Origin of the sequence: Sphingomonas mali NBRC 15500 (genome assembly GCF_001598415.1) — a bacterium.
Taxonomy (GTDB): Bacteria; Pseudomonadota; Alphaproteobacteria; order Sphingomonadales; family Sphingomonadaceae; genus Sphingomonas; species Sphingomonas mali.
The window spans coordinates 116,912-139,841 of sequence record NZ_BCYX01000002.1 but is presented as its reverse complement, the minus strand read 5'-3'; the positions used below and the strand labels follow the sequence as shown (position 1 = coordinate 139,841).

Below are 22,930 nucleotides of genomic sequence, written 5' to 3'. Positions count from 1 at the left end.
AACCCGCGCCACCGTAGTGGCCAGGCACGTAACGCCAGCCTCCAGGCAGCCGCTGGAACCTTCTCTTCGATCTGACGGCGGTTTTCGTCTCGACTGGGCGGCCTGCTCGGCTCGGGGAGAACGCACCGACCACATAAAACAAAAAAATGATTTTTAGGAGGCACTGAAATGAAGGCATTACTCTTGAGCAGCGCTGCCCTGGCTGGCTTGTCGGCGGCGGTCATCGCTACTCCGGCGCTGGCGCAGGCCACGCCTGTCCCGACCGCGGGATCGAGTGCCACGCCAAATGCGGACGCGACTGGATCCGTGCCGGCTGTTCCCACGCAGGCGACCGAGAGCAGCACCGGCCGCTTGGAAGATATTGTTGTCACCGCGCGCCGGCGCGCCGAGAGCGCGCAAACGGTGCCCGTCGCCGTCAGCGTGGTCAGCGCAGAGAGCCTTGCGCAGCACCAGGTCACGAACGCGTATCAACTGGTCAATCTCGCGCCGAGCCTGCAGGTGCAGTCGGCGGCTCAGGAGGTGGGTGCTGTCAACTTCACGATCCGGGGAATCGGAACCGCGGTGTTCGGGACGCAAACCGAGGCCAGCGTCGGCCTTGTCATTGACGACGTGGTGATGAGCCGGGCGCAATTCGGAAACGTCCAGTTTTTTGATCTGGACCGTGTCGAGGTGCTGCGTGGCCCTCAGGGCATGTTGTTCGGAAAGAACGCTGCTGCCGGGCTTATCAACATCACGACCGCGCAGCCGAAACTGGGTCGCTCGGAGTTCCTGGCAAATGTCGACTACGGCAACTCGACCGCACCAGGTTCGGGTAATGGCGTCATGTTTCAGGTCGCAGGCAATACGCCGGTCACTGGGAACTCGGCACTGCGGGTCGCGCTGTTCGTCAACCGGCAGGATGGGTTCGTCCGCGATCTCAAGCTCTCTGACGACCTGGGTATCGTAAAGGTCGGTGGTCGGCTCAAATATCTGTGGGAGCCCAGCTCGTCCGTTCGCCTGACGGCGTCTGCAGACTACCAGGACACGAACGGTCCGGCCGAAAGCGTTCTGGTACACCGCTACACCGCGCCGGGCGGGCTGATTTCCAGCATTAACGCCAGCAACGGCGTGTTCGCCTCGCCTACCAACACCACGATTGCGACCGACGTGCCGAATACGAACAGCTCGAAGCTGTACGGGGGGTCGCTCAAGGCTGAAATCGATCTGGGTGGTGGATATACCCTGACGAACGTGGTTGGCCACCGTGTCTACGAGAACAATACCTCGCTCGATACCGACACGACGACCGCCGACCTTTTCGACGTGAATCACGGCGGCAGTCGTCTCAAGCAGACGACGGAGGAGTTGCGACTGTCCTCGCCGTCCACGGGCCGATTTTCTTATCAGCTCGGGCTCTTCTACCTGGACTTGAGCTCCACCAGCGGCCTGTTGCAAGGCGCCAATCTCGGTGTTCCCATGCCCTCTGGTACGTCGCTGATCGGTGGTTTCCTCGGAGGCGGCTTCGGCACCAAGAGCTATGCAGGGTTTTTCGAAGGTCAGTTCAAGATCACCAACTCGTTCCGCCTGACCGGTGGAGCCCGCTACACGCACGATGCTATCAGGGTGGCGGCACTGCTCACGAACCCGGCGGCCGCGCTGCCGCTGTACCCGGCGCTCGATTATGAAAAGAGGACGACCCAAGGCAACATCTCATATCGGTTCGGTCTGGACTATGACATCGCGCCAGGCGTTTTGGCCTATGCGACCTACACGCGCGGCTACAAGGCGCCTACCTTTGACGGGTTCAGTGGCACGCGCGTCGCGCCTGAAATCCCGAAAAGCTTCGAATTGGGCGTGAAATCGACGCTGTTCGATCGCCGCCTGCGGCTCAACGTCGCGCTGTTCGACACCACGTTCGAAAATTTCCAGACGCAGGCGCAAATTCAGGGCAGCGCCTCCGGGTTCATGCTGCTCAACGCTGGCCAACTGAAGTCACGCGGGGCCGAGGTCGAGTTCACTGCCTTGCCGTTCGAGGGGCTGACCATCAGTGGCGGCGTGACCTACAATCACACCAAGTACGTCAACCTACCCGGTATTCCTTGCTATTACGGTCAACCGACCGGCACCAGCGGGACGAACGTCTGCCTTCCCGACGGCACGACAGATGTGAGCGGCAATCAGCTATCCAACGCGCCGCGTTGGACGACCGCTGTCACGGCTCGCTATGAGCATCCAGTCTCGAGCACTCTGGTCGGCTTCATGCAAGGCGACGTCTATCACCGCAGCTCATTCAAGTTCAGCCAGACGCTGGATCCGCAAACCCGCGTTGGCGCCAGTGCGATCGTGGGATTGTCGGCGGGCGTCCGCACCGCTGACGGCAAGGTGTCGCTCACCGCGTTCGTGCGCAACCTCTTGGACAAGCGCATCCCGAGCTTCATCCTCGCCGACCCGGCGGCCGGCGTCTACGTCGGCCCGACGGGGAAGAGCGATGCGGCCCTCGGCGGGAATTACTGGCAGGCTTTCGGGCCGAACTCGTTCCGTACGATCGGGCTGTCGCTAAGCTATCGGATGTAATCGGCAGGGTCCCCGCTCGATCGAGCGGGGACCCTCTGGAGTTGATGATGACCACCTATGCTGTTCGCGTTGAGCGGGATGTCCGTATTCCGACGATCGACGATGCCGTGACGCTTTCAGGGGACCTGTATCGGCCGGAAACCCCTGATCGTGTTCCTGCGCTGTTGATGATTCTTCCCTATCGCAAGGACGTGTTCGGCGGTGGTCTCGACGCGGAGATGCGCTGGTTCGCATCCCGCGGATATGCGCTAATTCTCGTCGATTTCCGCGGCACCGGCTCGTCCGACGGAATGCAGCGCGGGCCTTTTGATGCTCGTGAGGCCGACGACGCGATCGATGTGATCAATTGGTTGGAACACCAGCCTTGGTGTACCGGCAAGGTCGGCATGTGGGGCATGTCGTACGGATCGATCATGACGATGCGGGCCGCTGCGCGTCAGCCGGCCAATCTGACCGCGATCATCGCGCTCGAAGGGATGCTCGATCCCGAACGTGACTTCGTGCATCCGGGTGGACACATGGGGTGCATGGGATCGCTCTCGATGTGGGGCAGCCAGACGCTGCTGAACCAGCTTATTCCGCCGCTTCATACATATGCTTCGACCGTCGAACAGCGGCGGTGGCAGGATCGGCGTGAACAGGCCGAACCCTGGGTGGTCGATTTTGCGAAGCATCCGCCAGGGCATCCGATTTGGCGCACCCGCGCCATCGACGCATCTAGAATTACCGTTCCAGCGCTTTGCATCTCCGGCTGGCGCGATCTTTTCTGCGACGCCAGCATTCGGGCGTACGAGCAGATGAACGGGCCGAAAAAGCTGTTGGCAGGGCCGTGGATGCATACCATGCCGCACGGATCTCTGTTCGGCGCGATCGACTTCAACCCCATTGCGCTTCGCTGGTGGGATCACTGGCTCAAGGGAGTCGATACGGGCATGATGAATGAGCCGCCCGTAACGATGTTCGTCCAGGGCAAGAATTCCGAATGGCGGCAATTGGATCACTTGAACGGCACGCATCAGCTGCGCCAGTTTTCCGCTGAGAACGGTTCGGTTCTGCGCCCGGTCGCCGATCGGCAGAACGATGCTGCGCCGGACCTGCGCGTGGCGTGGTCGTCGGATCGCACCGTTGGGGCGTTGTCCGGCCTGACGTTGATACCGACCAGCGGCTTTGGATTGCCGCTCGATCAGCATGACGACGACATGCGCTCGCTTCATTTCACGACCGGTCCGCTACCGGCCGATTTGACGATCATCGGCCGCCCGACCGTCAGGCTGCGCTGGGATGGCACGCCGCCCGCGCGAGTCGTGGCAAGGCTCTGCGACGTTTCACCGCACGGGGTATCTACGTTCATTAGTTCAGGAATGCTGCGCGCCGACGCACAGGAACTCGCCCTGACCGCCACGTGTTACCGACTCTGTGAAGGCCACAGCCTAAGGCTGATCCTGTCCGAATCCGATTTCCCGCGGCTGTGGCCCCAACCAGTGGTGGACTCGGTCTCGCGACCTGCGCTCGTTGCCGTCGAGCTCTCTCTCGATGAACTCGATCCTGGATCGGGGAATGTGGTCGACCTTCCGTCGCCACAGATCGAGCCTTCCCAAGGCCCGGCCTTCTTTATCTCCGGTCAGCCTAAGTGGTCGATTTCGCGGGACTTGATTCGAGGGATGGTGACGGTGGAGGCCGGCCAAGAGGTCACCTCGCTGACAACGAACGGGAAACACCGCGTGGACTTTAGGTCGATCTCACGCGCCACATCTTCGCCGGACCCGGCGCAGCCGGCGGCTGCTGTCGCCGAAGCGCGGGCGAAGATCACACTCGATAGCGGCCAACTCATCGACGTCCATGTGACGACCCATCACACGGCCTTCGGGGGCCATGCCAATGCGGCCATCACAATTGATGGCATGGCCATCTATACGCGAACTTGGTCTCTAGTGGCGCCGCCCGGCCATGATTGATCGCTCAGGCCATTCGCAATTCGATGAAAAGGCGGCGTGTGATCGGACGAAGTTCCCTGGTCGCCGCTTGCTGCAGCCATGGAGGGTCAGAGGATGAGCACCGCTGGATTCAAAGGCGACACGGCCAGAAAGCTCGGCCTTTCATTGAAGCTGAGCTATGGAAGCGGCCAGGCCATCGAGTACGCGATCGCGACGTCGAACACCTTCCTTCTTTTCTATCTGACCACCGTCTGCGGGTTGTCCGGAGTGGCCGCCGGGACGGTGTTCTTCCTATCACTCGCCGTCGATGGCCTGCTCGACCCGCTGATCGGCCGGGTGTCGGACAATTGGCGGTCGCGCCTTGGTCGGCGCTTGCCGTTCATGATGGTATCGTTGCTGCCGATGATGGCAGCGGCAATAGCCCTATTCAGCATTCCCCGCGGCCTCTCCGGGACAATGCTCTTCGTCTATGCTCTTAGCTTCAGCATCGTTCTCCGCGCGTCAATGTCGTTGTTCGCGCTGCCCCACTCGGCGTTGACCGCGGAACTGACCGACGATTACGCCGAACGGTCGGTCATCAGTGGGTTCAGGGGCTTGTTTGCCGTCGTGGGAACAGCGGCCTGCCTCGTTCCGGCTTTCCTGCTGATCTTCGCCGGCAAGGGCGGCCTTCAGTCTCGCGACGCTTATCCAATGTTCGGCGCATGGTTGGCTATTCTGATCCTGGCCTTCGGTCTTTGGTGCTTGCTCGGCGCGGGACGAGCAATCCTTGCCCTGCCTGTCCCGCAGACCACGACGCGCAACGATGGCCGCCACTTCATCGCGGAGATCGGCAGTCTCTTTCAGAATCCGTCGTTCGTCCCGCTCTTCATCGTCGCCGTACTGGTGCTCATAAGCCAGGGTGTGACCAGTTCGCTCAACCTCCATGCCTATCGGTTCTTCTGGCATCTGCCACCAGAGCAGCTCCAACTCCCTATACTTGTCATGCCCATCGGGATGATCGTCGGCACCGCGGTCGCTGCTCTTCTTGTGACCCGCTTTGAAAAGCGCTCTGTTCTCACAGCTGCTATCATTACCATTGTCGTCGGTCCCATCCTGCTGCCGATCCTGGTCGAGGCCGGGCTGTTGCAACCGGGCACATTCATCTGCCTGTCGCTGCTGATCGCGAACGGCCTTGTGCTGGGGGCTGGTGGTACGGTCTGCTTCGTCTGCTTCTACTCGATGATGGCCGATGCCGTGGACGAACATGATTATCTGTTCGGCGTTCGTTGCGAGGCACTCTATGCCGCATCTTTGATGCTCGGGGCCAAGGCAGCGACCGGACTCGGCGCCTTTCTCGCCGGGCTGGGCCTTCAGCTCGTGGGTTTTTCGGCCACGGACGCGGCAGCTCCCTCGGCGGCTACCGTCGCGGGCGTGGGCTTGCTTTGGGGGCCGGCGGCGGCAATGCTTCTTCTCGCAACGCTACCGTTTTTGTGGCGGTACAAGATCGATCGGCAACACCACGCGGCGATCATCGCCAGCCTCGCTGGCAGAAAGTCGCATGCGGAAAGGCCGTGGAAAGCAGGTTCGGGCGAACCCGATCCAGTGATTGGCAAACCCATTGCACGCGCGGTGTGATGAACGCCGACCCATCGGAGACGTTCGGCCCCAGTCGTAGCACCGAACGCCGGAAATCGACCGTCTGACTGAGATCGCCATCGATTTCACGTGAAGGCGGCGTCTTTCCCGAGAAAGCGGCGAGGCAAACCCATCCTCTTTGCGTGGGCACCTCACTCTTCAGGCATCAACAAGGGGCCAACATGAACACGACCGATCCGGATGCGCGCGCGCGCGCGACTGAAGCGAAAATGACGGACGACGAGCGGTTCCAGCTGCTGCACGGAATCATGCCGATCCCAATGCCCGGGTCGAACATCGATCCGGCCCTGTTCGGAGGCATACCGGCGATCGCGGGCTATGTCCGCGGAATCCCGCGGCTGGGCATTCCCGACCTGCTGGAGACTGATGCCAGCCTCGGCGTGGCCAATCCGACGCAACTTCGTCATGATCAGGCGACGGCGCTTCCGTCAGGCCTGGCAATCGCCTCCACCTTCAATCCTGAACTTGCGTTCGCCGGCGGCAAGATGATCGGCTCGGAGACGAGAGCGTTCGGTTATAACGTGCTGCTCAGCGGGGGTATCAACCTTGCCCGGGATCCCCGCAATGGCCGCAACTTCGAGTATCTTGGCGAGGATCCACTGCTGGCCGGGATCCTGGGCGGGGAGTCGATCCGCGGGATTCAGTCGCAAGGCGTCATTGCGACCGTAAAGCACTTGTCGCTGAATGCGCAGGAGACGCTGCGCAACACCCTGGACGCCCGGATCGACGAGGCCGGGCATCGCGAATCCGACCTACTCGCCTTTGAGATTGCCATCGAGATCGGCCAGCCCGGTTCGGTCATGGGCGGGTACAATCTCGTCAACGGCCATTATGCTTGCGGCAACGACCATCTGCTCAATACCGTTCTCAAGCGCGATTGGGGCTTTCCTGGCTGGGTGATGTCCGATTGGGGGGCGGTCCACGACGTCACCTATTTCAACGCGGGGCTGGATCAACAGTCCGGTGCGCAACTCGACCGGCAAATCTGGTTCGATGAACCGCTGAAGGCTGAATATGCGGCCGGTCGAGTATCCGGGAGGCGGCTGTCCGACGCGGTATGCCGTATCCTCCGATCGATCTATGCAGTTGGGGCCGACCGGCCGCTGACAAAGGCACCGATCGACTTTGACGCGAACGCCCGGGTGGCGCGGCAGACCGCGGCCGAAGGGATCGTCCTGCTCAAGAATGACGGTATCCTGCCGCTGGGCGACAAGATTCGGTCGATCGCTATCATTGGCGGCTACGCTGATATCGGCGTGATGTCGGGCGCCGGATCGAGCCAGGTGACGCCTGTCGGCGGGGCAGCGGCGATCATCCCGGTCGGCGGGACCGGCATCATGAACACGCACGCCCGCCAGTCGATCGTGCCGTCATCTCCGCTGGAGGCGCTTCGGGCACAGCTACCGCATGCCGATATCACCTACGACAGCGGGTACAATATTCCGGCCGCCGCGGCTCGGGCGGCGAAGGCCGATCTTGCCATCGTCTTCGCCACGCAATGGCAATGCGAAGGCTATGACGGCGGCATGGCGCTTCCTCAGGGACAGGATATTTTGATCGAGGAGGTGTCCCGGGCAAATCCCAACGTCGTGGTCGTACTCGAAACCGGAAATCCAGTCAGCATGCCCTGGCTCGACCGGGTAAAGGCGGTGATGGAGGCATGGTATCCCGGCCAGAAGGGCGGCGACGCGATCGCCGACGTGCTGACCGGGAAGATCAACCCGAGCGGTCGCCTTCCGCTAAGCTGGCCGGTCGATGTGAGCCAGAATCCCCGGCCGTTGCTCGCCGGCCTCGGCGAGCCGGACGGAACCATGGTGACCGTCGATTACAGCGAAGGGTCCGATGTCGGCTACCGCTGGTTCGCGGCGCACGGCCAGAGGCCGCTGTTTCCGTTCGGCCACGGTCTCACCTATACTTGCTTCGATCATGGCTCGCTGCGGCTGACCGGCGACGACATGGTCGTGGCGCAATTCGTCGTCACCAACAGCGGAGCGCGTCCCGGTGCCGACGTTGCGCAACTCTATCTTGTCAACGCGGCAGGCAAGCCTGTGCAGAGGCTTGTCGGATTTCAGAAGATCACCCTTCTGCCCGGCGAAACGCGAGAGGTGAGGCTCATCATGGATCGGCGACTGTTGGCAGATTGGACCGGCGATGGCTGGACAATTGCCTCGGGCGAATATGCCTTCGCACTCGGCCAGTCGGCGGGCGAGCTCGGACCGAGAGCCGTAGTCACGCTCACGGAGAGCAGGCTGAACCCATAGGTGAGGCCCGTGCGAGAGTGCGGCGGGCGGCAATCGCTTGCCTCCAGAAGTCAGAGGATCAAGATTGGCGAGGATGCGCTCGATGACCGGCGTCGGTGAAGGACGGAGACGCGACCGCCCCCGTCGAAGAAAGGGAAGCCGATGATCCCGTCGGAGCGGTACATTGACGTGTCAGGGTTGGTTCCGGACACTATCGGTTGGTGCGGGGGCAGGGTGCCATAAACGCCGACGTCGCGTTTCAATCAATGGCGCTCTTCTTCAAATCTGAAGCTTACTGTGCCAAGTCCGCCGATCGCGGCGGTAACCTGATCTCCCCGGGCGAGCGTCACCATTGGGCCCAACGCGCCTGTCAGGATGATATCGCCTTTGCGCAAGGGAGCGCCCTGTGAAGCGAGTGTTTTCGCGAGCCAGGTGGCGGCTTCCAACGGATGCCCAAGGCACGCCGCGCCCGCTCCCAACGAAGCGACCGCGCCGTTCACTTCCAGGACCATCCCGCACGTCCAGAGGTCGAGCCCGGCCAGCGGCTTCACGGTCGCGCCAATGACGAAAAACGCTGACGAACCGTTGTCTGCCACGGTGTCGGCAAAGGTGATCCTCCAGTCCGCAATCCGACTATCGACAATCTCGATTGCTGCGGCTACCCCTTCGACGGCCGCCTCTACGCTTTCGCGAGTAATATGCGGACCGAGGATATCGGCACCGAGGATCAGCGCGACCTCGGCTTCTACTTTCGGTTGAATAACGCGAGATGTCAAAAGCGTACCGCCGTCCGGGATCGCCATGTCGTCCATCAACACGCCGAAGTCGGGCTGGGTAACGCCCAGTTGGACCTGCACCGCCTTGGCGGTCAGGCCGACCTTTCGGCCGACGATGCGCCGCCCGGCGTCCTGCCAGATGCGCGCGTTGATCGCCTGCACCGCATAGGCGCCCGCTGCGTCGGTGGGGTCGAGGCCATCGCGAAGCGGATCGACGGGCCCGCCGGAATAAGCGCGCCGCAACCGCTCGGCGAGATCCTCATATGTTGTCCGGGGCGTCATGATCGAATTCCTAGAGGGTTGCGGCGCCGATCTTGACCAGCGGATCCGCGAGTTTCGCCGCGTCGATGCGCGTGCCGTTGCGGATCAGCGCCTTCGCCTGACGAAGCTCGCTCGCGACATTCACGCCGCTGGCGCCAACGATCACGTCACCATCGAGATGAAAAACGACGAAGCGGCCGTCCGGCATGTTTCCGCGGACGACATCGTGCTCAGCCAGCGCGCGGCCGGTCGATTGCAGCGAGACATCGTACTGGTCGGTCCAGAATCCGCATAGCTCCGAATAGTTAGCCCCGCGTTCGACGATGGATCGACCGACATGCTCGCCATGGGCCGCGGCGTGAAACCAGTTTTCCTGCCGCTCATGTTTGTCGATGCGGGAATTGTAGTGAAACGCGACCTCGCCGGCCGCGAACACCGATGAATCGCTCGTTCGGCCGTGCCCGTCGACGACAATTCCTTCCGGGACGACTAGCAGACCGAGCTTCTCGGCCAGGCTAGTTTCGGGCACGACGCCCACGCCGACTATGACAATTTCAGCCTCGACGATCGAGCCGTCCGTCAATGCCAAGCGATATGCAGCTTCCTTGCGGCTCACGCTTGCCAACCCGACTCCGCAGCGCATCATTACGCCGGCGTTTTGATGGCGCTCGGTCAGCCACGCGGCGACGATCGGGCCGCAAGCGCGGCCCATGATGCGAGAAGCGGGCTCGATCACCGTGACCGGCAACGAACGCGCCGCCGCTGCGGCGGCTGCTTCGAGGCCGATCACCCCGCCGCCGACGACCGCAACGCGTCCACCCGCGTCAAGCGCGGTCCGAAGCGCCAGCGCATCGGCGCGGTCCCGAAGGTAGAAGACCCCTTCGGTGCCACGCGGCAAGCTGTCGACCTCTCGCAACCGGGAGCCTGTCGCGAGCACCAGAACGTCATAAGCGAGGTTCTCGCCTGTCGATATGGTCAGACTTTGCTCGCGAAGGGAGGCGTCTACAACCGTGCGGCCAAGCATTAAGTCGATGCCCGCTGCCGCGTAGTCCGATTCGCTCCGATAGAAAATCTCGTCCTCGGCGCCGATCGTTTTCAGCACGGATTTCGATAGCGGTGGCCGATCATAGGGCCGGACAGCCTCTGCTCCTATCAACGCGATTGTTCCTTCGAACCCTGCTTGGCGGAGACCGAAGGCGCACCGGTCCCCTGCCAACCCGGCGCCGACGATCGCGGCCCGTTGCGAGGCCCCGATCACGCAAGCGCTCCGTAGCATGCGCGATGGATCGCCGTCTTGGCGGCCGGCTGGACGATAATCGCGCGGTCTGGATACTGGTCGCCGAAGTCAAACATGGAAGGCTACGCCCCCCATGCCAGATTCCCACTTTTCGACCGGCTCGTAATAGACAATCTGGCCGGTCGCGCGGTCGGGCAAGGCTCCGGTCATGAAGAGCCAGGAAGCGACCTCGAGGCCGCCATTGCCGGTTTCAGCACGCAGAGTTTGATTATCGATTCGCGCGAACTGCCTGGCGCGGCCCTCCGTCAATTCCGCCAGGATATGACGATCGAAGGTTTCAGCTACTTTGATTTCGCTCGGCACCCGCAGCCAGTGCGACAGCCCGCCGCCGCCGATGACCACGACTCGCTCATCCCGGGGGCGGTCGCGCTCGACCATTGTTTTCAGCGCTTCGCCAAGTCCGAACGCCCGAGCCGGACTGGGCGGGATGGGCATGGCGCTGTTGATGAACACGGGAACGGTCGGGACATTCCCATCGGGGTCGGCGATCAGCTTGGTCAACATCAGCCCATGATCGGGACGCGCTTCCTCGACCTGCACCAGATCGAACCCCTGTGTTACCGCGGACTGCGCGAACGCTTCCGCGAACGCGCGGTGGCCTCGGAACGAATCCTGGGGGATACCCATGTCGCCGAGCGGGATGAAGGTGTCGGCAATACCGACAGCCAGCGTCACCTGATGCTTGAGGGTGAAGTTGTTGAGATGATCCCCCGACGCGACCACCAGGACATCGGGTTCGAGCCGTCGAATTTGGTCGCGTATGGCCATCATGCCCGCAAAGACGCGCTCCGCTTGTTCTTCGGCACCAGCCGGATCGAACAACACGTGCGAGGTCGCGAAGCCGCCGACGATCCTGCCCATCAGTCCTTGCCTTTCCCGGAATGGGCAAACAGCCGATCGCGGTAGGCGCCGAGCGGTCCGGGACCGCGCGGCGGAGCCTTGGCGTTGATGAAGACCCACTTCATCTGAAGATTGGGGTGCACGTTGAGCCGCGCCATGGCCTCGACAGACCCGTCGGCGAGCAGGGCCTTTTCCTCGGCATCGATGGCGTACGCCGCATAGGTGAAATCAGGGTCCGCGCAATGGTGCTCCCGAGCGACGGGGTCGCCGTTCAGATCCTGGATCATGCGGTTGATCCGATAGGAGTCGCCACCGCTCATGCGCGGAACTGTCCGGCGTCGAGGAACGCGCTGGTAACGGCCAGGAACTCTCCGGGCGCTTCGATCATCGCCCAGTGCCCGACATGGGGCAGTATGAAGCCCCAACTGTTCTCGAGCAGTTCGAGATATCCATAGGTTCGCGCGAGGACCGCGACCTGATCATCCTTGCCGCCGACCACCAGCGTCGGCGTCTTGACGGCGGCGATGGCGTCGCGGTCGTACGTCAGTTTCTGAGTGACAATCGCTTTCAGCGCGACGCGCGCGGCGGTGTCTTGCATCAGTGCGTGACGATAGTGCACCGCCTTCTCGTCGATCTCGAACCCAGGCGCGGTCAGTGCGCTGACGATCCGGCGCATGCCTTCGACGGTATAGTCATAGCCGGTGAGGTTCTTCATGTACGACGGATCGGGATTGGCGATCGCGAGCCCGGCGCTGCCCATCAGGACCAGCTTGTCCACGCGGTGTGGTTCCGCCATCGCAACGCCGAGTGCGGTCGCGCCGCCCATGGAGTTTCCGATCAGGTGCGCGCGATCGACACCGAGCGTGTCCATGAAGGCCAGCAGGTGGCGCGTGCGATTCTGCTGGGTGTATTCATAGGCCGCCGGATCTGGCTTCGCGGTGCGTCCAAAGCCCGGCATATCGGGGACGAGTACGCGGAAATCGCGGGCATAGGCGTCCAGGCAGCTTCGCCAATTGCCCCATCCGTCCGCACCCGCGCCGCCGCCGTGGATCAGGATCAGCGTCGGACCGGTACCTCCATCGAGGAAATGGGTCCGCAGACCATCCGCGTCGATCGTTCGCGAGGCGAAACCGTGATGCTCTACCGGTGGCAGCGTCATCGCAGGTTCTCCGGCGACTGGACACCACGATTATGCGCGTGACACAGTTCCCGCCACTTGACGATGGGTGCATCGCCTTCGATCAGCATTTCGGACAACCAGGCATCGTCATTCCGATAGAATGTCTCGAGCGCGAGGCGCGCCTCGATGTCCTGGTTGTTGAATCCATCGAGCGAGACCGGCTTCCAACGCGCCCAGAATTCTTCGCGGTGCGCGCGGGCCTCCTCCTCGGACGAAACCCGGCGCCCGATCATGATGACGTAATAATGGTGATCCTCGTCGATCGGCACGTACCATTCGAACTGGTAGCGATCCTGATCGGGAAAATCATCGACACGCAGCACGCCAGGCAGCCATAGCGACGCGGCTGTCGTTCGCGTTGCCGATCCATCGGTCCTGGAGCTGCGCACGCCCTTGACGACTATCTCGCCGCCGATTGCCCCGTCCCACAGGACGTGGTGATTGGCAAAGCTGTCGTAGATGCCCTTGGGTCTGCCTTCGGCCTCGATGACCTCGACATCGCCCGACTGGGCCGTATGTCCGATCGGCAGCGAGCGGTCAGTGTCCGGCACGAGCGGCGAATCGCGATGAATATAGACGTGAAGACCGTCGAAGCCGTTTTCCGCACCGACGCGCCAGTTGGAGGCAACGACGTACGAGTCGCCCTCCAGCGCAAGGTCGTCGTCGAGGAAGGTCGGCGGAACATCCTCGCTGAACGGGGCCGGTGCGATGCCATCGTCACCGATGAACAGGAAGATGAGACCTTTCGCCTCCTCGACGGGATAGGTCCGCAACGAGGCCCGGCCGATCGCGCGACTATCCGGGGACGCCAGGATGTCGCATAGCGCCCCGTCGTCCCACCGGTACGTGAAGCCGTGATACCAGCAGGTGATGGTATCCTTCGTGTAGCACTCAATCTTGTGGGACAGTGGCACCCCACGGTGCAGGCACCGATCGCGGATCGCGCGGACCTGACCGTCGATTCGGCGAAGCAGGATGTTTTCACCGCAAATGGTGACCTTCGCGACCGCCCCTTCGTCGAGCTCGCGCGAGAGTTTCGCCGGATACCAATGATTGCGAAACCCAAGCTTGGCTTCGAGATAATCGCGCCACCGCGGCACTTTCCTCAAAATCGATTCTTCAACGAAAGTCGGATTCCGTAGCATCCTCTGGCCCTATTAAACGTCGGTTCCGCCGATATTACTGGATGCAGTATACACAACTGACTTATCATGTCAAAACTGTTCTTTGTATACGCTATGGGGTGACGCTCGCACCGGTTTCCGGCTATAGCGCGGCGAACGACCAAATTTTTGGTGGCGAAATGGAGTGGGATTTGGCCAAGGCACCTGCGCAAGCGGTTTACGGAAAACGTCTCCGGGACCAGGTCTATGACCTCATCAAGGACGACCTGAAGGCGGGCAGTTTCAATGCTAGCCATCGCCTGTACGAAGTCGAACTCGCCGAAAAATACGGCGTGTCGCGAACGCCCGTGCGGGAGGCGCTGTTCCAGTTGCTTCGCGACGGACTGATCGTCAGCGAGGAGCGTGGCTATACCCTGCCGGTGGATACGCCGAAGAAATTTGCCGACCGCATCGAGGTTCACATCCTGATCGATCCGCGCGTTGCTTTTTACGCGGCGAACAGCGGTGACACCGAACGAGTCAAGGCGCTTCGAAAATCATACGAGCGCGCTCAACGCGCACATGCATCGGGCAGATTCGGCGCATATGTGGATGCCGTTCACCAATTTCGGATCGATATTCGACAGATGTGCGACAATGAGCCGCTGCGGCGCTGCTCATTGCTGATCGAGGACCAGTTTCTGTCGGCGCGCAATGCGTTGTTCAGCAACGAGAAGTATCGGGAGATGGATCTCCATCATAACGCCATCATACTAGCGGCGATCGAGCGAGGCGACGCAGAGGCGGCGGAGAATGCTACCCGCGACTATATGATCGCGGTCGGAAAACTCGCCACTGACCAGACCGCGGCCGGCGAGGCCGAGCTTCCAAAACAACAGCGCAAACCTCGTACGGCGCGCAAGGCCGCCGCCACCTGATCGGCGGCGATGCTCGGTGTCGAGTGTCGCCGCCGCCCGATGAAATCAGCCCGCCTTCATTCTGTCGGCAAGGCCCTCGGCAAAATCGACGCCGCGCTCGAGCACCATGCCTGCCGAGCGAACGCGGTAGAGATCGGGTTGGGCCGGAGCGATCGGCGAGACGCCTGCTTCCATTTCGCGCGCCATTTTCAGGAGCCGCCGGCGAAAATTGACGATGGCAGCATCAGCAGAGCCGAGCGTTTCACGTGAGCGATCGACGATCGGTCCCATGCTTTCCTGGATCGCGGCGTCTTGTGCGCCGATGCCCATGATCCCCGTCATGCTGTGCAGCCGCTGGTGCTCGCGGTCGATCAGATAGTCATTCTTGATGTTGGCGGTCGGAAGAAAGTCCACCTCATCTTCGACGGCGACATGAATCTGGTGTGGATCCCGCTCTCCGTCCCGGAAATCCCGCTCGGGATGCCAGGTCATCGTGAACGTCCAGGTGTTATAGTCGTCGATCGGCGTCCAGGCATGGCCGACGATCGGCTCGCCATCCCAGCGCGCGATCATGGTGTAGAAGGGCAGCAGAAACTGCGTGACGCGCCAATAATATTCCGCTTCGCTCGCATTGCGCCGGGCTCCGATCATGAAACCATAGTCGGTGTCGCGCACGAACAGTCGCGGCGCGGTATCCTTCGCCATGAGCGGCAGGTTGGGAACGATCGGCAGCTGGCGCTGCTTGAACGGCGCCTCGGGCTCGGGCTCGAGCAGGCTGTGCAGGATGCCGACATGCGATGAGTCGATGCCGCCTTCCACGGCCTGGGCATAATTGTTCTGCTGGAGCCGCTTGGAGACGACGCGACGATGCGCGGGAACGGTGCCCCATTCGAATTGCGGCACCTCGGCCGGCATGGTCGCGGGGTCGCCCATATAGGCCCACAAGACGCCACCCCAATCGCGCATCGGATAGGACTTGATCTTTGCTTCGCTGAGCAGCGGGGTGTTCGCCGGCTCAGCTGGCATATCCATTGCGTTGCCGTTTACGTCGAATTTCCAGCCGTGATAGGCGCAACGGATGCCGCATTGTTCGACCCTACCAAAGTAGAGATCGGCGCGCCGATGCGGGCAATAGCGATCCACCAGCCCGGGACGCCCCTCCGTGTCGCGGAAGGCGATCAAATCTTCCCCCAGCAACCTCACGCGGCGCGGCGCGGCGTCGACTTGCAACTCGTCGGAAAGCAGGAACGGTAGCCAGAACCGCCGAAAGGCATTTCCCATCGCGGTTCCCGGGCCGACACGGGTCAACAGTTCATTCTCTTCTACGCTCAGCATATCATTCCCTTTCGGCAGATCCTCGGTCGCTCATGGAGTTGATGTTCTTGCGCTCCGCCGACGGTCCCTCCGCACCGAAGTCCGGCGCCTCCGACATGCTCGCCAGTTCGTTACCTCGCCGGCCGCGCTCGATGACAAGCCCCACCGCCAAGCAGCGTTTGCCGAGCCTGTTGCCCCATCGCGCGAGACGCGAGACGATACTCGTTCTAGAGGAGGGCATGTTCTCCATAATGGATACAGCATACGTTAATGGCGATCGCTTGCGCAAGCCGCCATGCATTTTTCGATACCGCCGCTTGCATCTCTCGCAAAGCGAAATTATGGATACTGCATACATTAAATCGGGCGAGGAAATAATATGGCGAAGATTGTACTCGGCATCGGCTCGTCGCACAGTCCGGCGTTGCTGATGGAGCCGCCCGCGTGGCGCGCGCGCGCGGCGACCGACGACCGCACCCTGTTTGCGCTACACGATCACAGCGGCGCCCGCGTCCAATTCGACGATCTCCTGGCAGCCGCGGATCGCGCTCTCGCCGACGAAATCACCGACGAGAAGATGCAGGAGCGGCACGAGGCGAATCAACGTGCGATCGCCGAGACGAAGCGCCTCCTTTCCGAAGCGGCGGCCGATGTCGTCATCATAATCGGGGACGACCACAAGGAAGTGTTCAAGGACGACAACATGCCGGCCTTATCTATCTTCTGGGGCGAGGCGCTGCCTTACAAGCCTCAGGGAATCATGAAGTGGAAATATGATCCGACCTTGAAGCAGGAGCTTTGGTACGGACAAGAAGACATCGATTACCCGGTCGCGTCCGACCTAGCACATCGGCTGATCGGCGACCTGATCGCGGACGGCTTCGACCCGGCCCACCAGAAATATATGCCGGAAGGGCAGGCGATGAGCCACTCGTTCGGCTATGTCTTCCGTCGGATGATGCCCGACATTGCGGTCCCGACCATCCCGGTCAGCATCAATACCTATTACCCGCCCAACAACATGCCACCTGCGCGCGCCTATCGGCTCGGCGAAGCCATCCGACGCGCGGTCGAGACCTGGTCGGAGGATATTCGCGTCGCGATCCTGGCAACCGGTGGTCTCAGCCACTTTGTGGTCGACGAGGAATTCGATCGCGCGTTCATCGAAATCCTGCGCAGCGGCAGCGTGGAGGACCATGCCAACCTGCCGCTCGAGAAGCTGCAGTCGGGTAATTCCGAATTCCGTTGTTGGTCCGCACTCGCGGGCGCGGTCAGCGGGATGGAGATGGAGCTCATCGACTATATACCCTGTTACCGGAGCCTTGCGGGGACCGGTTGCGGCATGACCTTCGCAGTTTGGCGCTGACATGCCCTTTGCACGCCGCGGCCAGAGCCGCTTCTATTATGAACTGACTGGCGACGGCCCTCCGCTTGTCCTGAGCCACGGAGTGGGTGGCAATCACGCCAGCTGGTATCTGCAAGTAGCCGCTTTGGCTGAACGCTTTCGAATCGTTACCTGGGATCACCGCGGGTTCGGGCTGTCGAGCGATGTTGAGGGACAGGGGCGCGCCGGTTTCGTCGACGACCTCATCGCCGTGCTGGATGCTGCCGAGATCGACCGGGCAGTACTTGTGGGGCAATCGATGGGGGGCGGAACGTGCCTAGCGATGACCTGTACCCATCCCGATCGAGTCAGTGGTCTGGTTATGGCGGACAGCCTGGCGCAGGCGATCCTGCCTCCCGAAGTGGCAGATAGGTTCGCCGCGAACGGCGCCGCTACGGCAGGGCTGACGCAGATCGAGAGAGTGTTGGGCGCGACAATCCGACGCGAAAATCCAACGGCCGCAACGCTCTATTCCCAAATTGCCGGCTTCAATGCCATTACGCTGCGCACCCTTCACGGCAATATGCCTTCGTATAGCGCGGAGGCGTTGGCCGCCTCTGGCGTTCCCTCACTCTTCATCGTCGGCGACGAAGATATTCTGTTTCCGCCCTGGGCCGTGCGGGCGTTCCAGGCCGGTGTTCCGGACTCGCGCTATGTCGAGTTATCGCGAACGGGCCATTCAGCTTTTTACGAGCGCCCCGATGCGTTCAATGCCGTGCTGGAATCATGGCTTTTTGATATCGGCTACGCGCCGTCGAATTCGCGATGAAGACTCGATGACCGACCTGACATTCGCTGCGCCCAAGACCGTGTTGGTCCCGACCGCCGATGACCGCCGGTTCCCTGTGCGACGCATCTTTTGCGTCGGCCGCAATTATGCCGAGCATGCGCGCGAAATGGGCGCCGACCCTGATCGCGAGAGTCCCTTCTTCTTTTGCAAGCCTGCCGACTCGGTCGTGGTAGGTGGTGCGCCGACGCCATATCCCGCCCGCACGCGGCTCTTGCACCACGAGGTCGAGCTGGTTGTGGCGATAGGCATTGTCGGTGCGGAGATTCCTGTCGCAGCGGCGCTGGACCATGTCTGGGGCTATGCGGTCGGAATCGATATGACGCGACGGGATCTCCAGGCCGAGGCCAAGAGTCACGGCCGCCCGTGGGACATGGCGAAGGGTTTCGACGCATCGGCCCCGCTCGGGCGGCTCTTCCCAGTCGGGTCGGTCGGTCACCCGCATGCCGGCGAGATAAGTCTTCAGGTCAACGGTGAGGCGCGCCAACGCGCGGATATCGGCGAGTTGATCTGGAATGTCTCCGAGATCATCGCCGAACTGTCGACGCTCGTGCGCCTGGAGCCGGGGGATCTGATCTACACGGGCACGCCGGCGGGCGTCGGCCCGGTAGTCCGTGGCGACAGGATAACCGCCAGCATTGCCGGGCTTGGATCGTTGGAGACGGTCATCGTCTGAAACCTCCGTGCCGGTCCTTGCCGGCGCTGATCGCACGATGTCCTGACCGGGCAGGAGGGTGCCACATGCAAGCTCGGGCGTGATGCGCGTCAGCAGCCGCGCGCCTGCCTCAATTGGCAAAGAGCTGAGCAAGATCCTCGAACGCCTTCATTTCGATCGCGTTACCACTGGGGTCGCGGAAGAACATAGTCGCTTGCTCGCCGGCCTCGCCCTTGAAGCGGACATAGGGTTCGATGTCGAACCTAGTTCCCGCCGCGACGAGGCGATCGGCGAGCGCCTGCCAGTCCTTCATCTCCAGCACGATGCCGAAATGCGGCACCGGCACGTGGTGTCCGTCGACCGCGTTGCCGCCCGCGTCGGGAGCCTCCATGCCGGGGACGAGATGCGTCACGATCTGGTGGCCATAAAAGTCGAAGTCGATCCATCCGTTCGAGCTGCGGCCCTCCGGGCAGCCCATCGTCATGCCCCAAAAAGCGCGAGCGGCGTCGATGTCGTGAACGGGAAAGGCCAGGTGAAACGGACGCAGCGTCATGGCGAAACTCCTTGTCGAGAGCAGACCATGCGCTGTCGCGCATCGTCAGGAAAGCTGATATTCTGTGCCTTCACAGAAGAGGAAAGCTGACGATGGATACCGTTTTCGCCGAGACGTTGCTCGCGGTCATCGAGACGGGATCGATCGCCGGTGCGGCGCGTCGAATGGCGATCACGCCAGGTGCGGTGGCGCTCAGGATCAAGAGGCTGGAGGCGGATATCGGTACCGTCCTGCTTCAACGCACGGGCAGAATGGTGGTGCCCACGGGCGCAGCGTCGCGTCTGGCTGAATCGCTCGGTGACATCGTCGCCCGGACCGCTGACCTTCGCTATCTCGCGACGGAGCACAGCATCGTGGCCGGTGAATTGCGCATCGGTACGATCGCGACGGCTAGCACCGGCGTGCTCCCGATGCTGCTCGTCAGCTTGCTGCGGAGCAACCCCGGCCTCGACATCGTCGTCGTGCCCGGCACGTCGGCGGAGCTGTGCGACATGGTACTCGCCGGCACGATCGATGCGGCAATTGTCGTCGAGCCACCGCTTGCGCCGCGCAAGGGCGAGACCTTCGAGATCTGGATCGAGGAGCCACTGGTGTTGATCGTACCGCCCGGCACGACGGTCGTGGACCCCCTCGCGCTGGTCGCTCGTGAGCTGTTCATCCGCTACGATCGTCGTAACTGGGGTGGGCGGATCGTCGATCATTGGCTGAAGCTGAACGGCTTGCGTGTCCACGACCGCATCGAACTCGACGCGCTTGACGGGATCGTCGCAATGGTATCGGCCGGGCTTGGCGTCGCCGTTATCCCGGACTGGGTCGGTCCGCGCCCAACCGGCAGCGCGGTCATGACGATCGGATTGCCGGACGCACCAGTTCGGCGTGTCGGTCTCTATTATCGCCGGTTATCGCCGCGGCAGGAGCTAATCGCGCTGCTGACACCTGCGCTAAGAGTGTCAAGGAGCGCGGCGGAGGGCTGACGTCGTTTCAGCCCCACTAAATCCCCACCGCGGCTGCTTTCAGCGGCTCTGGGGCGCGGGCATCAACGCCCGTGCGCACTCGGCAACCTGATCGAGCTGCGCGCGCGACGCGCCGTCGCTCGCCTCGATCGACATGCCTTGCAGGAGCGTGTGCAGCGTATTGGCAATCGCCTCGAGATTTGTATCGGCAGGCAGCTGCCTCTCGGCGACCCCCCGGCGGAGTCGTGCGATGAACAGGCTGCGCCCTTCCTCACGGAGCGCTTTCAGCGCATCGGCGACGCTCTGGAACTCGGCCGGCACATTGATGGCTCCCAGCACCACGACACAACCGCATGGAGCCTCGGGCGTGGTGAGAATCGCAGCGGCCTCGGCGAAAAACGCGGTAATCGCGAGGTGCACGTCCGGTTCGATGTCCATCGCGTCCCAGGTCTCGTCCCAGAACACACGCTCATAATGGTCGACCGCCTCCAGGAAGAGTTGCGCCTTGTTGCCGAACGCGCCGTACAGGCTCGGCGGATTGATCCCCATCGCGGCACACAGCTCCGCGATCGAAGCGGGCGCGAAACCCTTTTGCCAGAACACGCCTAGCGCCTTTTCGAGCGCGGCGCCGCGATCGAAGGCGCGAGGGCGCCCCTTGGCGCGAGGCACCAGGCGGTCTGCCGCGGGGGGATCGAACGGTTGCATCTTTTTCAGCCATAACAGGGTTGACGTTCTGTAACGAAGACTACAAATTACATTACGTAGTGAACGATACAATAATTTAGGCGCCGAGTTTTCTAAGTAGCGCAGGGGGAGGGCGGTTCTCCTGGTGGTGGCTCGGTAACCGTGCCAAGCGCCTCGCGGGTCTCGGTCTCCATAGCGCTCGAAGATGCAGTCTGAAGATCGCCCCCCCTATCCGGCGACAGGCCGGTAATTTCAACCTGGAAGGACTGATCATGACGAAACCGACCTATGTCGACGACTACGCCGCTATCATCGAAGTGCTGAACAAGTACATTGAAGGCGGTAAACAGGCCGATAGCGCGATCATGAAGCCCGCGTTCGCGGAAGAAGCAACGATCTTCGGCATCGAGAATGGCAAACTGTCGGGCGGCGCAATCGATACATTGTTCAAGGGGATCGACACATCCTTCCGACCCTCGCCGGAAGCCCGCGCGGTGTTCGCCTATATCGACATCAGCGGGACCGCAGCCAGCGCCCGTATCGATACGAACGACGTGTCTGGCTTCTGCTTCACCGACTATTTTAATCTTCTCAAGACGGACGGCAAGTGGATCGTGGTCAGCAAGATCTATCACACCCACGATGCGCCGGTTGCCTAAGGCGCGGGCGTGTTATTGCCGGAGGCGTCTTGTGACAGCCTCCGGCATTTCCCTCGGAACCCGTTCAAAAGAATACCGCGCCATTTCCGTCGGCGGCACGCGCATCCGCGTTATGCTCGGTGCCCCTTGAGGCCGAACGGGAAACGCCAGAACAGATTCAGCAAGGCAAACCGAACCAGGCCGCCAATTCCTTCGGCATCTCGTTCGCGACGGGCAGTCGCATCCCAAAGGCAACCGGCCCGGCATAGTCCGCCACGCGGACAACGCCTTCGGACCGACATCCGCCATCAATCGCTTGAGATTATCAAGTCCCGACGCGCAGCGTCGAGGTGAGACTCTTGAGCGCGGCGATCACCGAAAGCGCTGTTACCTTCCCCGTGCCAGGCTTCTCCGGCGTCGGTACATTTTCGATTGTCATCTCGAACCGCACGCTGTCTGCATCGACCTTGATCGTATGCGTGTTGCGTTGCTTTGTCGGATCGGCCCAGATTTCCAGTTGGGTGCGATCGGGCCCTATGCCGGCCAGAGCGAGCGATGCGGCGACATTGACGTTCGCGGGAAATCCGGCGGCTCCTTCACGCGCGCTGCCGCGGAAGACCAGCAAGGGTTCGGTAAGGTCTGTCACGTCGATGCCGTTCCGTTCGAGATGGGGCGCGCCGATAAGGGATTTTGGCGGCTTGCGGGTGACCATCGTCACCGAGTAAATCTCGCCTTCGGCTGCCGCCCGCACGGCGTCCAGGCCGAGCAGCGCGCCCGTGGCGAGAATGATGCGGCCGCCCGCATGGCGCGCGGCATCGACGACATGCATGTTCTCGATAAGGGCTGCCGCGCTCACCGTGACGACCTGGCGGCCTGCGGCGAGGGCCGGCTCAACGATGTCGAGAAACGCTGCCGTGGGAGCGCACTCGATGATCACGTCGCAGCATGCAGCAAGTTCCGCCGGCGATACGACATCCACCGGCTTGCCATAGTCGCGCATCGCGTCTCGGGCCTTTTGCGCATTCCCGCTGACTACCGCCTCGAGCGTCGCCCCTTCTATCCCCAGGTCAAGCGCCCGGCCGACCGCCTTTCCTATCACCCCGAAGCCCGCAATGCCTACCTTCATCCGATTTTCCTCGTCGGTTGGATTCAAAAAAGAAACATCGCCAACAACCACTGGACGACGTATAGCGCATGCGGTATACATTAATTGGCGCTGTCGTGAA

The 22,930-nt window shown here is 62.1% G+C and carries 20 protein-coding genes; 10 read left to right on the top strand and 10 right to left on the bottom strand.

The features are described 5' to 3' along the window. The first annotated feature begins 168 nt into the window (after positions 1–168). From SMA01S_RS02750 to SMA01S_RS02735, 4 genes are all read left to right on the top strand, one after another. Positions 169–2,553, top strand: a complete 2,385-nt coding sequence (locus SMA01S_RS02750; RefSeq protein ID WP_066817048.1) for a TonB-dependent receptor — start codon at positions 169–171, stop codon at positions 2,551–2,553. Between the two features lie 47 nt (positions 2,554–2,600). Then, entirely contained in the window at positions 2,601–4,508 is a 1,908-nt protein-coding gene (locus SMA01S_RS02745; protein WP_169804173.1) for a CocE/NonD family hydrolase, read from the top strand. 93 nt (positions 4,509–4,601) lie between these two features. After that, complete coding sequence (locus SMA01S_RS02740) at positions 4,602–6,101, top strand: MFS transporter (RefSeq protein ID WP_066817041.1); 1,500 nt, start codon at positions 4,602–4,604, stop codon at positions 6,099–6,101. A 182-nt stretch (positions 6,102–6,283) separates the two neighbouring features. Then, on the top strand, positions 6,284–8,383 hold the full coding sequence (locus SMA01S_RS02735; protein ID WP_066817039.1) for a glycoside hydrolase family 3 C-terminal domain-containing protein: 2,100 nt from the start codon (positions 6,284–6,286) through the stop codon (positions 8,381–8,383). Positions 8,384–8,625: 242 nt separating this feature from the next. Here SMA01S_RS02735 and SMA01S_RS02730 read toward each other — a convergent pair whose 3' ends face one another. From SMA01S_RS02730 to SMA01S_RS02705, 6 genes are all read right to left on the bottom strand, one after another. Further along, complete coding sequence (locus SMA01S_RS02730; RefSeq protein WP_066817037.1) at positions 8,626–9,420, bottom strand: 2-keto-4-pentenoate hydratase; 795 nt, start codon at positions 9,418–9,420, stop codon at positions 8,626–8,628. Positions 9,421–9,430: 10 nt separating this feature from the next. Further along, positions 9,431–10,675, bottom strand: a complete 1,245-nt coding sequence (locus SMA01S_RS02725) for an NAD(P)/FAD-dependent oxidoreductase (RefSeq protein ID WP_084250005.1) — start codon at positions 10,673–10,675, stop codon at positions 9,431–9,433. Between the two features lie 69 nt (positions 10,676–10,744). Next, the gene (locus tag SMA01S_RS02720) at positions 10,745–11,557 is read right to left on the bottom strand and encodes a DODA-type extradiol aromatic ring-opening family dioxygenase (protein ID WP_066817033.1); all 813 of its coding nucleotides are present in this window, start codon (positions 11,555–11,557) and stop codon (positions 10,745–10,747) included. Beyond that, a complete protein-coding gene (locus SMA01S_RS02715) occupies positions 11,557–11,856 on the bottom strand; it encodes a hypothetical protein (RefSeq protein WP_066817031.1) in 300 nt (99 codons plus the stop codon). The genes SMA01S_RS02720 and SMA01S_RS02715 overlap by 1 nt, the downstream gene beginning before the upstream one ends. Next, positions 11,853–12,695 carry an alpha/beta fold hydrolase gene (locus SMA01S_RS02710; RefSeq protein WP_066817029.1) on the bottom strand — a complete coding sequence of 281 codons (843 nt, stop codon included), beginning with the start codon at positions 12,693–12,695 and terminating at the stop codon, positions 11,853–11,855. The genes SMA01S_RS02715 and SMA01S_RS02710 overlap by 4 nt, the downstream gene beginning before the upstream one ends. After that, complete coding sequence (locus tag SMA01S_RS02705) at positions 12,692–13,816, bottom strand: Rieske 2Fe-2S domain-containing protein (RefSeq protein ID WP_245649126.1); 1,125 nt, start codon at positions 13,814–13,816, stop codon at positions 12,692–12,694. The genes SMA01S_RS02710 and SMA01S_RS02705 overlap by 4 nt, the downstream gene beginning before the upstream one ends. A 143-nt stretch (positions 13,817–13,959) precedes the next feature. Here SMA01S_RS02705 and SMA01S_RS02700 point away from each other — a divergent pair, with 143 nt between their 5' ends. Continuing rightward, positions 13,960–14,757: a GntR family transcriptional regulator gene (locus SMA01S_RS02700; RefSeq protein ID WP_066817025.1), complete on the top strand. Its 798-nt coding sequence runs from the start codon at positions 13,960–13,962 to the stop codon at positions 14,755–14,757. A gap of 45 nt (positions 14,758–14,802) precedes the next feature. On the opposite strand, the gene SMA01S_RS02695 is transcribed toward SMA01S_RS02700, so the two are convergent. Beyond that, positions 14,803–16,071: a Rieske 2Fe-2S domain-containing protein gene (locus tag SMA01S_RS02695; RefSeq protein WP_084250003.1), complete on the bottom strand. Its 1,269-nt coding sequence runs from the start codon at positions 16,069–16,071 to the stop codon at positions 14,803–14,805. 358 nt (positions 16,072–16,429) lie between these two features. Here SMA01S_RS02695 and SMA01S_RS02685 point away from each other — a divergent pair, with 358 nt between their 5' ends. From SMA01S_RS02685 to SMA01S_RS02675, 3 genes are read left to right on the top strand one after another with little or no spacing between them, the layout of a single operon-like run. Then, complete coding sequence (locus tag SMA01S_RS02685; RefSeq protein ID WP_066817021.1) at positions 16,430–17,416, top strand: DODA-type extradiol aromatic ring-opening family dioxygenase; 987 nt, start codon at positions 16,430–16,432, stop codon at positions 17,414–17,416. Between the two features lies 1 nt (position 17,417). After that, the gene (locus tag SMA01S_RS02680) at positions 17,418–18,203 is read left to right on the top strand and encodes an alpha/beta fold hydrolase (RefSeq protein ID WP_066817019.1); all 786 of its coding nucleotides are present in this window, start codon (positions 17,418–17,420) and stop codon (positions 18,201–18,203) included. Positions 18,204–18,210: 7 nt separating this feature from the next. Beyond that, a complete protein-coding gene (locus SMA01S_RS02675) occupies positions 18,211–18,897 on the top strand; it encodes a fumarylacetoacetate hydrolase family protein (RefSeq protein ID WP_084250002.1) in 687 nt (228 codons plus the stop codon). A gap of 109 nt (positions 18,898–19,006) precedes the next feature. On the opposite strand, the gene SMA01S_RS02670 is transcribed toward SMA01S_RS02675, so the two are convergent. Beyond that, a complete protein-coding gene (locus tag SMA01S_RS02670; protein WP_066817018.1) occupies positions 19,007–19,429 on the bottom strand; it encodes a VOC family protein in 423 nt (140 codons plus the stop codon). A 92-nt stretch (positions 19,430–19,521) separates the two neighbouring features. Here SMA01S_RS02670 and SMA01S_RS02665 point away from each other — a divergent pair, with 92 nt between their 5' ends. Further along, positions 19,522–20,403, top strand: coding sequence for a LysR family transcriptional regulator (locus tag SMA01S_RS02665; protein ID WP_066817017.1), 882 nt, complete (start codon positions 19,522–19,524; stop codon positions 20,401–20,403). 39 nt (positions 20,404–20,442) lie between these two features. Here SMA01S_RS02665 and SMA01S_RS02660 read toward each other — a convergent pair whose 3' ends face one another. After that, complete coding sequence (locus SMA01S_RS02660) at positions 20,443–21,087, bottom strand: TetR/AcrR family transcriptional regulator (protein ID WP_066817016.1); 645 nt, start codon at positions 21,085–21,087, stop codon at positions 20,443–20,445. Between the two features lie 251 nt (positions 21,088–21,338). Here SMA01S_RS02660 and SMA01S_RS02655 point away from each other — a divergent pair, with 251 nt between their 5' ends. Then, the gene (locus SMA01S_RS02655) at positions 21,339–21,725 is read left to right on the top strand and encodes a nuclear transport factor 2 family protein (protein WP_066817015.1); all 387 of its coding nucleotides are present in this window, start codon (positions 21,339–21,341) and stop codon (positions 21,723–21,725) included. Between the two features lie 304 nt (positions 21,726–22,029). Here the strand turns inward: SMA01S_RS02655 and SMA01S_RS02650 are convergent, their stop codons facing one another. Beyond that, complete coding sequence (locus SMA01S_RS02650; protein WP_245649125.1) at positions 22,030–22,881, bottom strand: aspartate dehydrogenase; 852 nt, start codon at positions 22,879–22,881, stop codon at positions 22,030–22,032. Between the last annotated feature and the right edge of the window lie 49 nt (positions 22,882–22,930).

Excerpts from the sequence above, each read along its gene's own strand:
- SMA01S_RS02735 (WP_066817039.1), top strand. The coding sequence starts at position 6,284 with ATGAACACGACCGATCCGGATGCGCGCGCGCGCGCGACTGAAGCGAAA.
- SMA01S_RS02680 (WP_066817019.1), top strand. The coding sequence starts at position 17,418 with ATGCCCTTTGCACGCCGCGGCCAGAGCCGCTTCTATTATGAACTGACT.
- SMA01S_RS02730 (WP_066817037.1), bottom strand. The coding sequence starts at position 9,420 with ATGACGCCCCGGACAACATATGAGGATCTCGCCGAGCGGTTGCGGCGC.
- SMA01S_RS02720 (WP_066817033.1), bottom strand. The coding sequence starts at position 11,557 with ATGGGCAGGATCGTCGGCGGCTTCGCGACCTCGCACGTGTTGTTCGAT.
- SMA01S_RS02655 (WP_066817015.1), top strand. The coding sequence starts at position 21,339 with ATGACGAAACCGACCTATGTCGACGACTACGCCGCTATCATCGAAGTG.
- SMA01S_RS02675 (WP_084250002.1), top strand. The coding sequence starts at position 18,211 with ATGACCGACCTGACATTCGCTGCGCCCAAGACCGTGTTGGTCCCGACC.
- SMA01S_RS02665 (WP_066817017.1), top strand. The coding sequence starts at position 19,522 with ATGGATACCGTTTTCGCCGAGACGTTGCTCGCGGTCATCGAGACGGGA.
- SMA01S_RS02695 (WP_084250003.1), bottom strand. The coding sequence starts at position 16,071 with ATGCTGAGCGTAGAAGAGAATGAACTGTTGACCCGTGTCGGCCCGGGA.
- SMA01S_RS02750 (WP_066817048.1), top strand. The coding sequence starts at position 169 with ATGAAGGCATTACTCTTGAGCAGCGCTGCCCTGGCTGGCTTGTCGGCG.
- SMA01S_RS02660 (WP_066817016.1), bottom strand. The coding sequence starts at position 21,087 with ATGCAACCGTTCGATCCCCCCGCGGCAGACCGCCTGGTGCCTCGCGCC.
- SMA01S_RS02710 (WP_066817029.1), bottom strand. The coding sequence starts at position 12,695 with ATGACGCTGCCACCGGTAGAGCATCACGGTTTCGCCTCGCGAACGATC.
- SMA01S_RS02670 (WP_066817018.1), bottom strand. The coding sequence starts at position 19,429 with ATGACGCTGCGTCCGTTTCACCTGGCCTTTCCCGTTCACGACATCGAC.
- SMA01S_RS02715 (WP_066817031.1), bottom strand. The coding sequence starts at position 11,856 with ATGAGCGGTGGCGACTCCTATCGGATCAACCGCATGATCCAGGATCTG.
- SMA01S_RS02685 (WP_066817021.1), top strand. The coding sequence starts at position 16,430 with ATGGCGAAGATTGTACTCGGCATCGGCTCGTCGCACAGTCCGGCGTTG.
- SMA01S_RS02745 (WP_169804173.1), top strand. The coding sequence starts at position 2,601 with ATGACCACCTATGCTGTTCGCGTTGAGCGGGATGTCCGTATTCCGACG.
- SMA01S_RS02740 (WP_066817041.1), top strand. The coding sequence starts at position 4,602 with ATGAGCACCGCTGGATTCAAAGGCGACACGGCCAGAAAGCTCGGCCTT.
- SMA01S_RS02725 (WP_084250005.1), bottom strand. The coding sequence starts at position 10,675 with ATGCTACGGAGCGCTTGCGTGATCGGGGCCTCGCAACGGGCCGCGATC.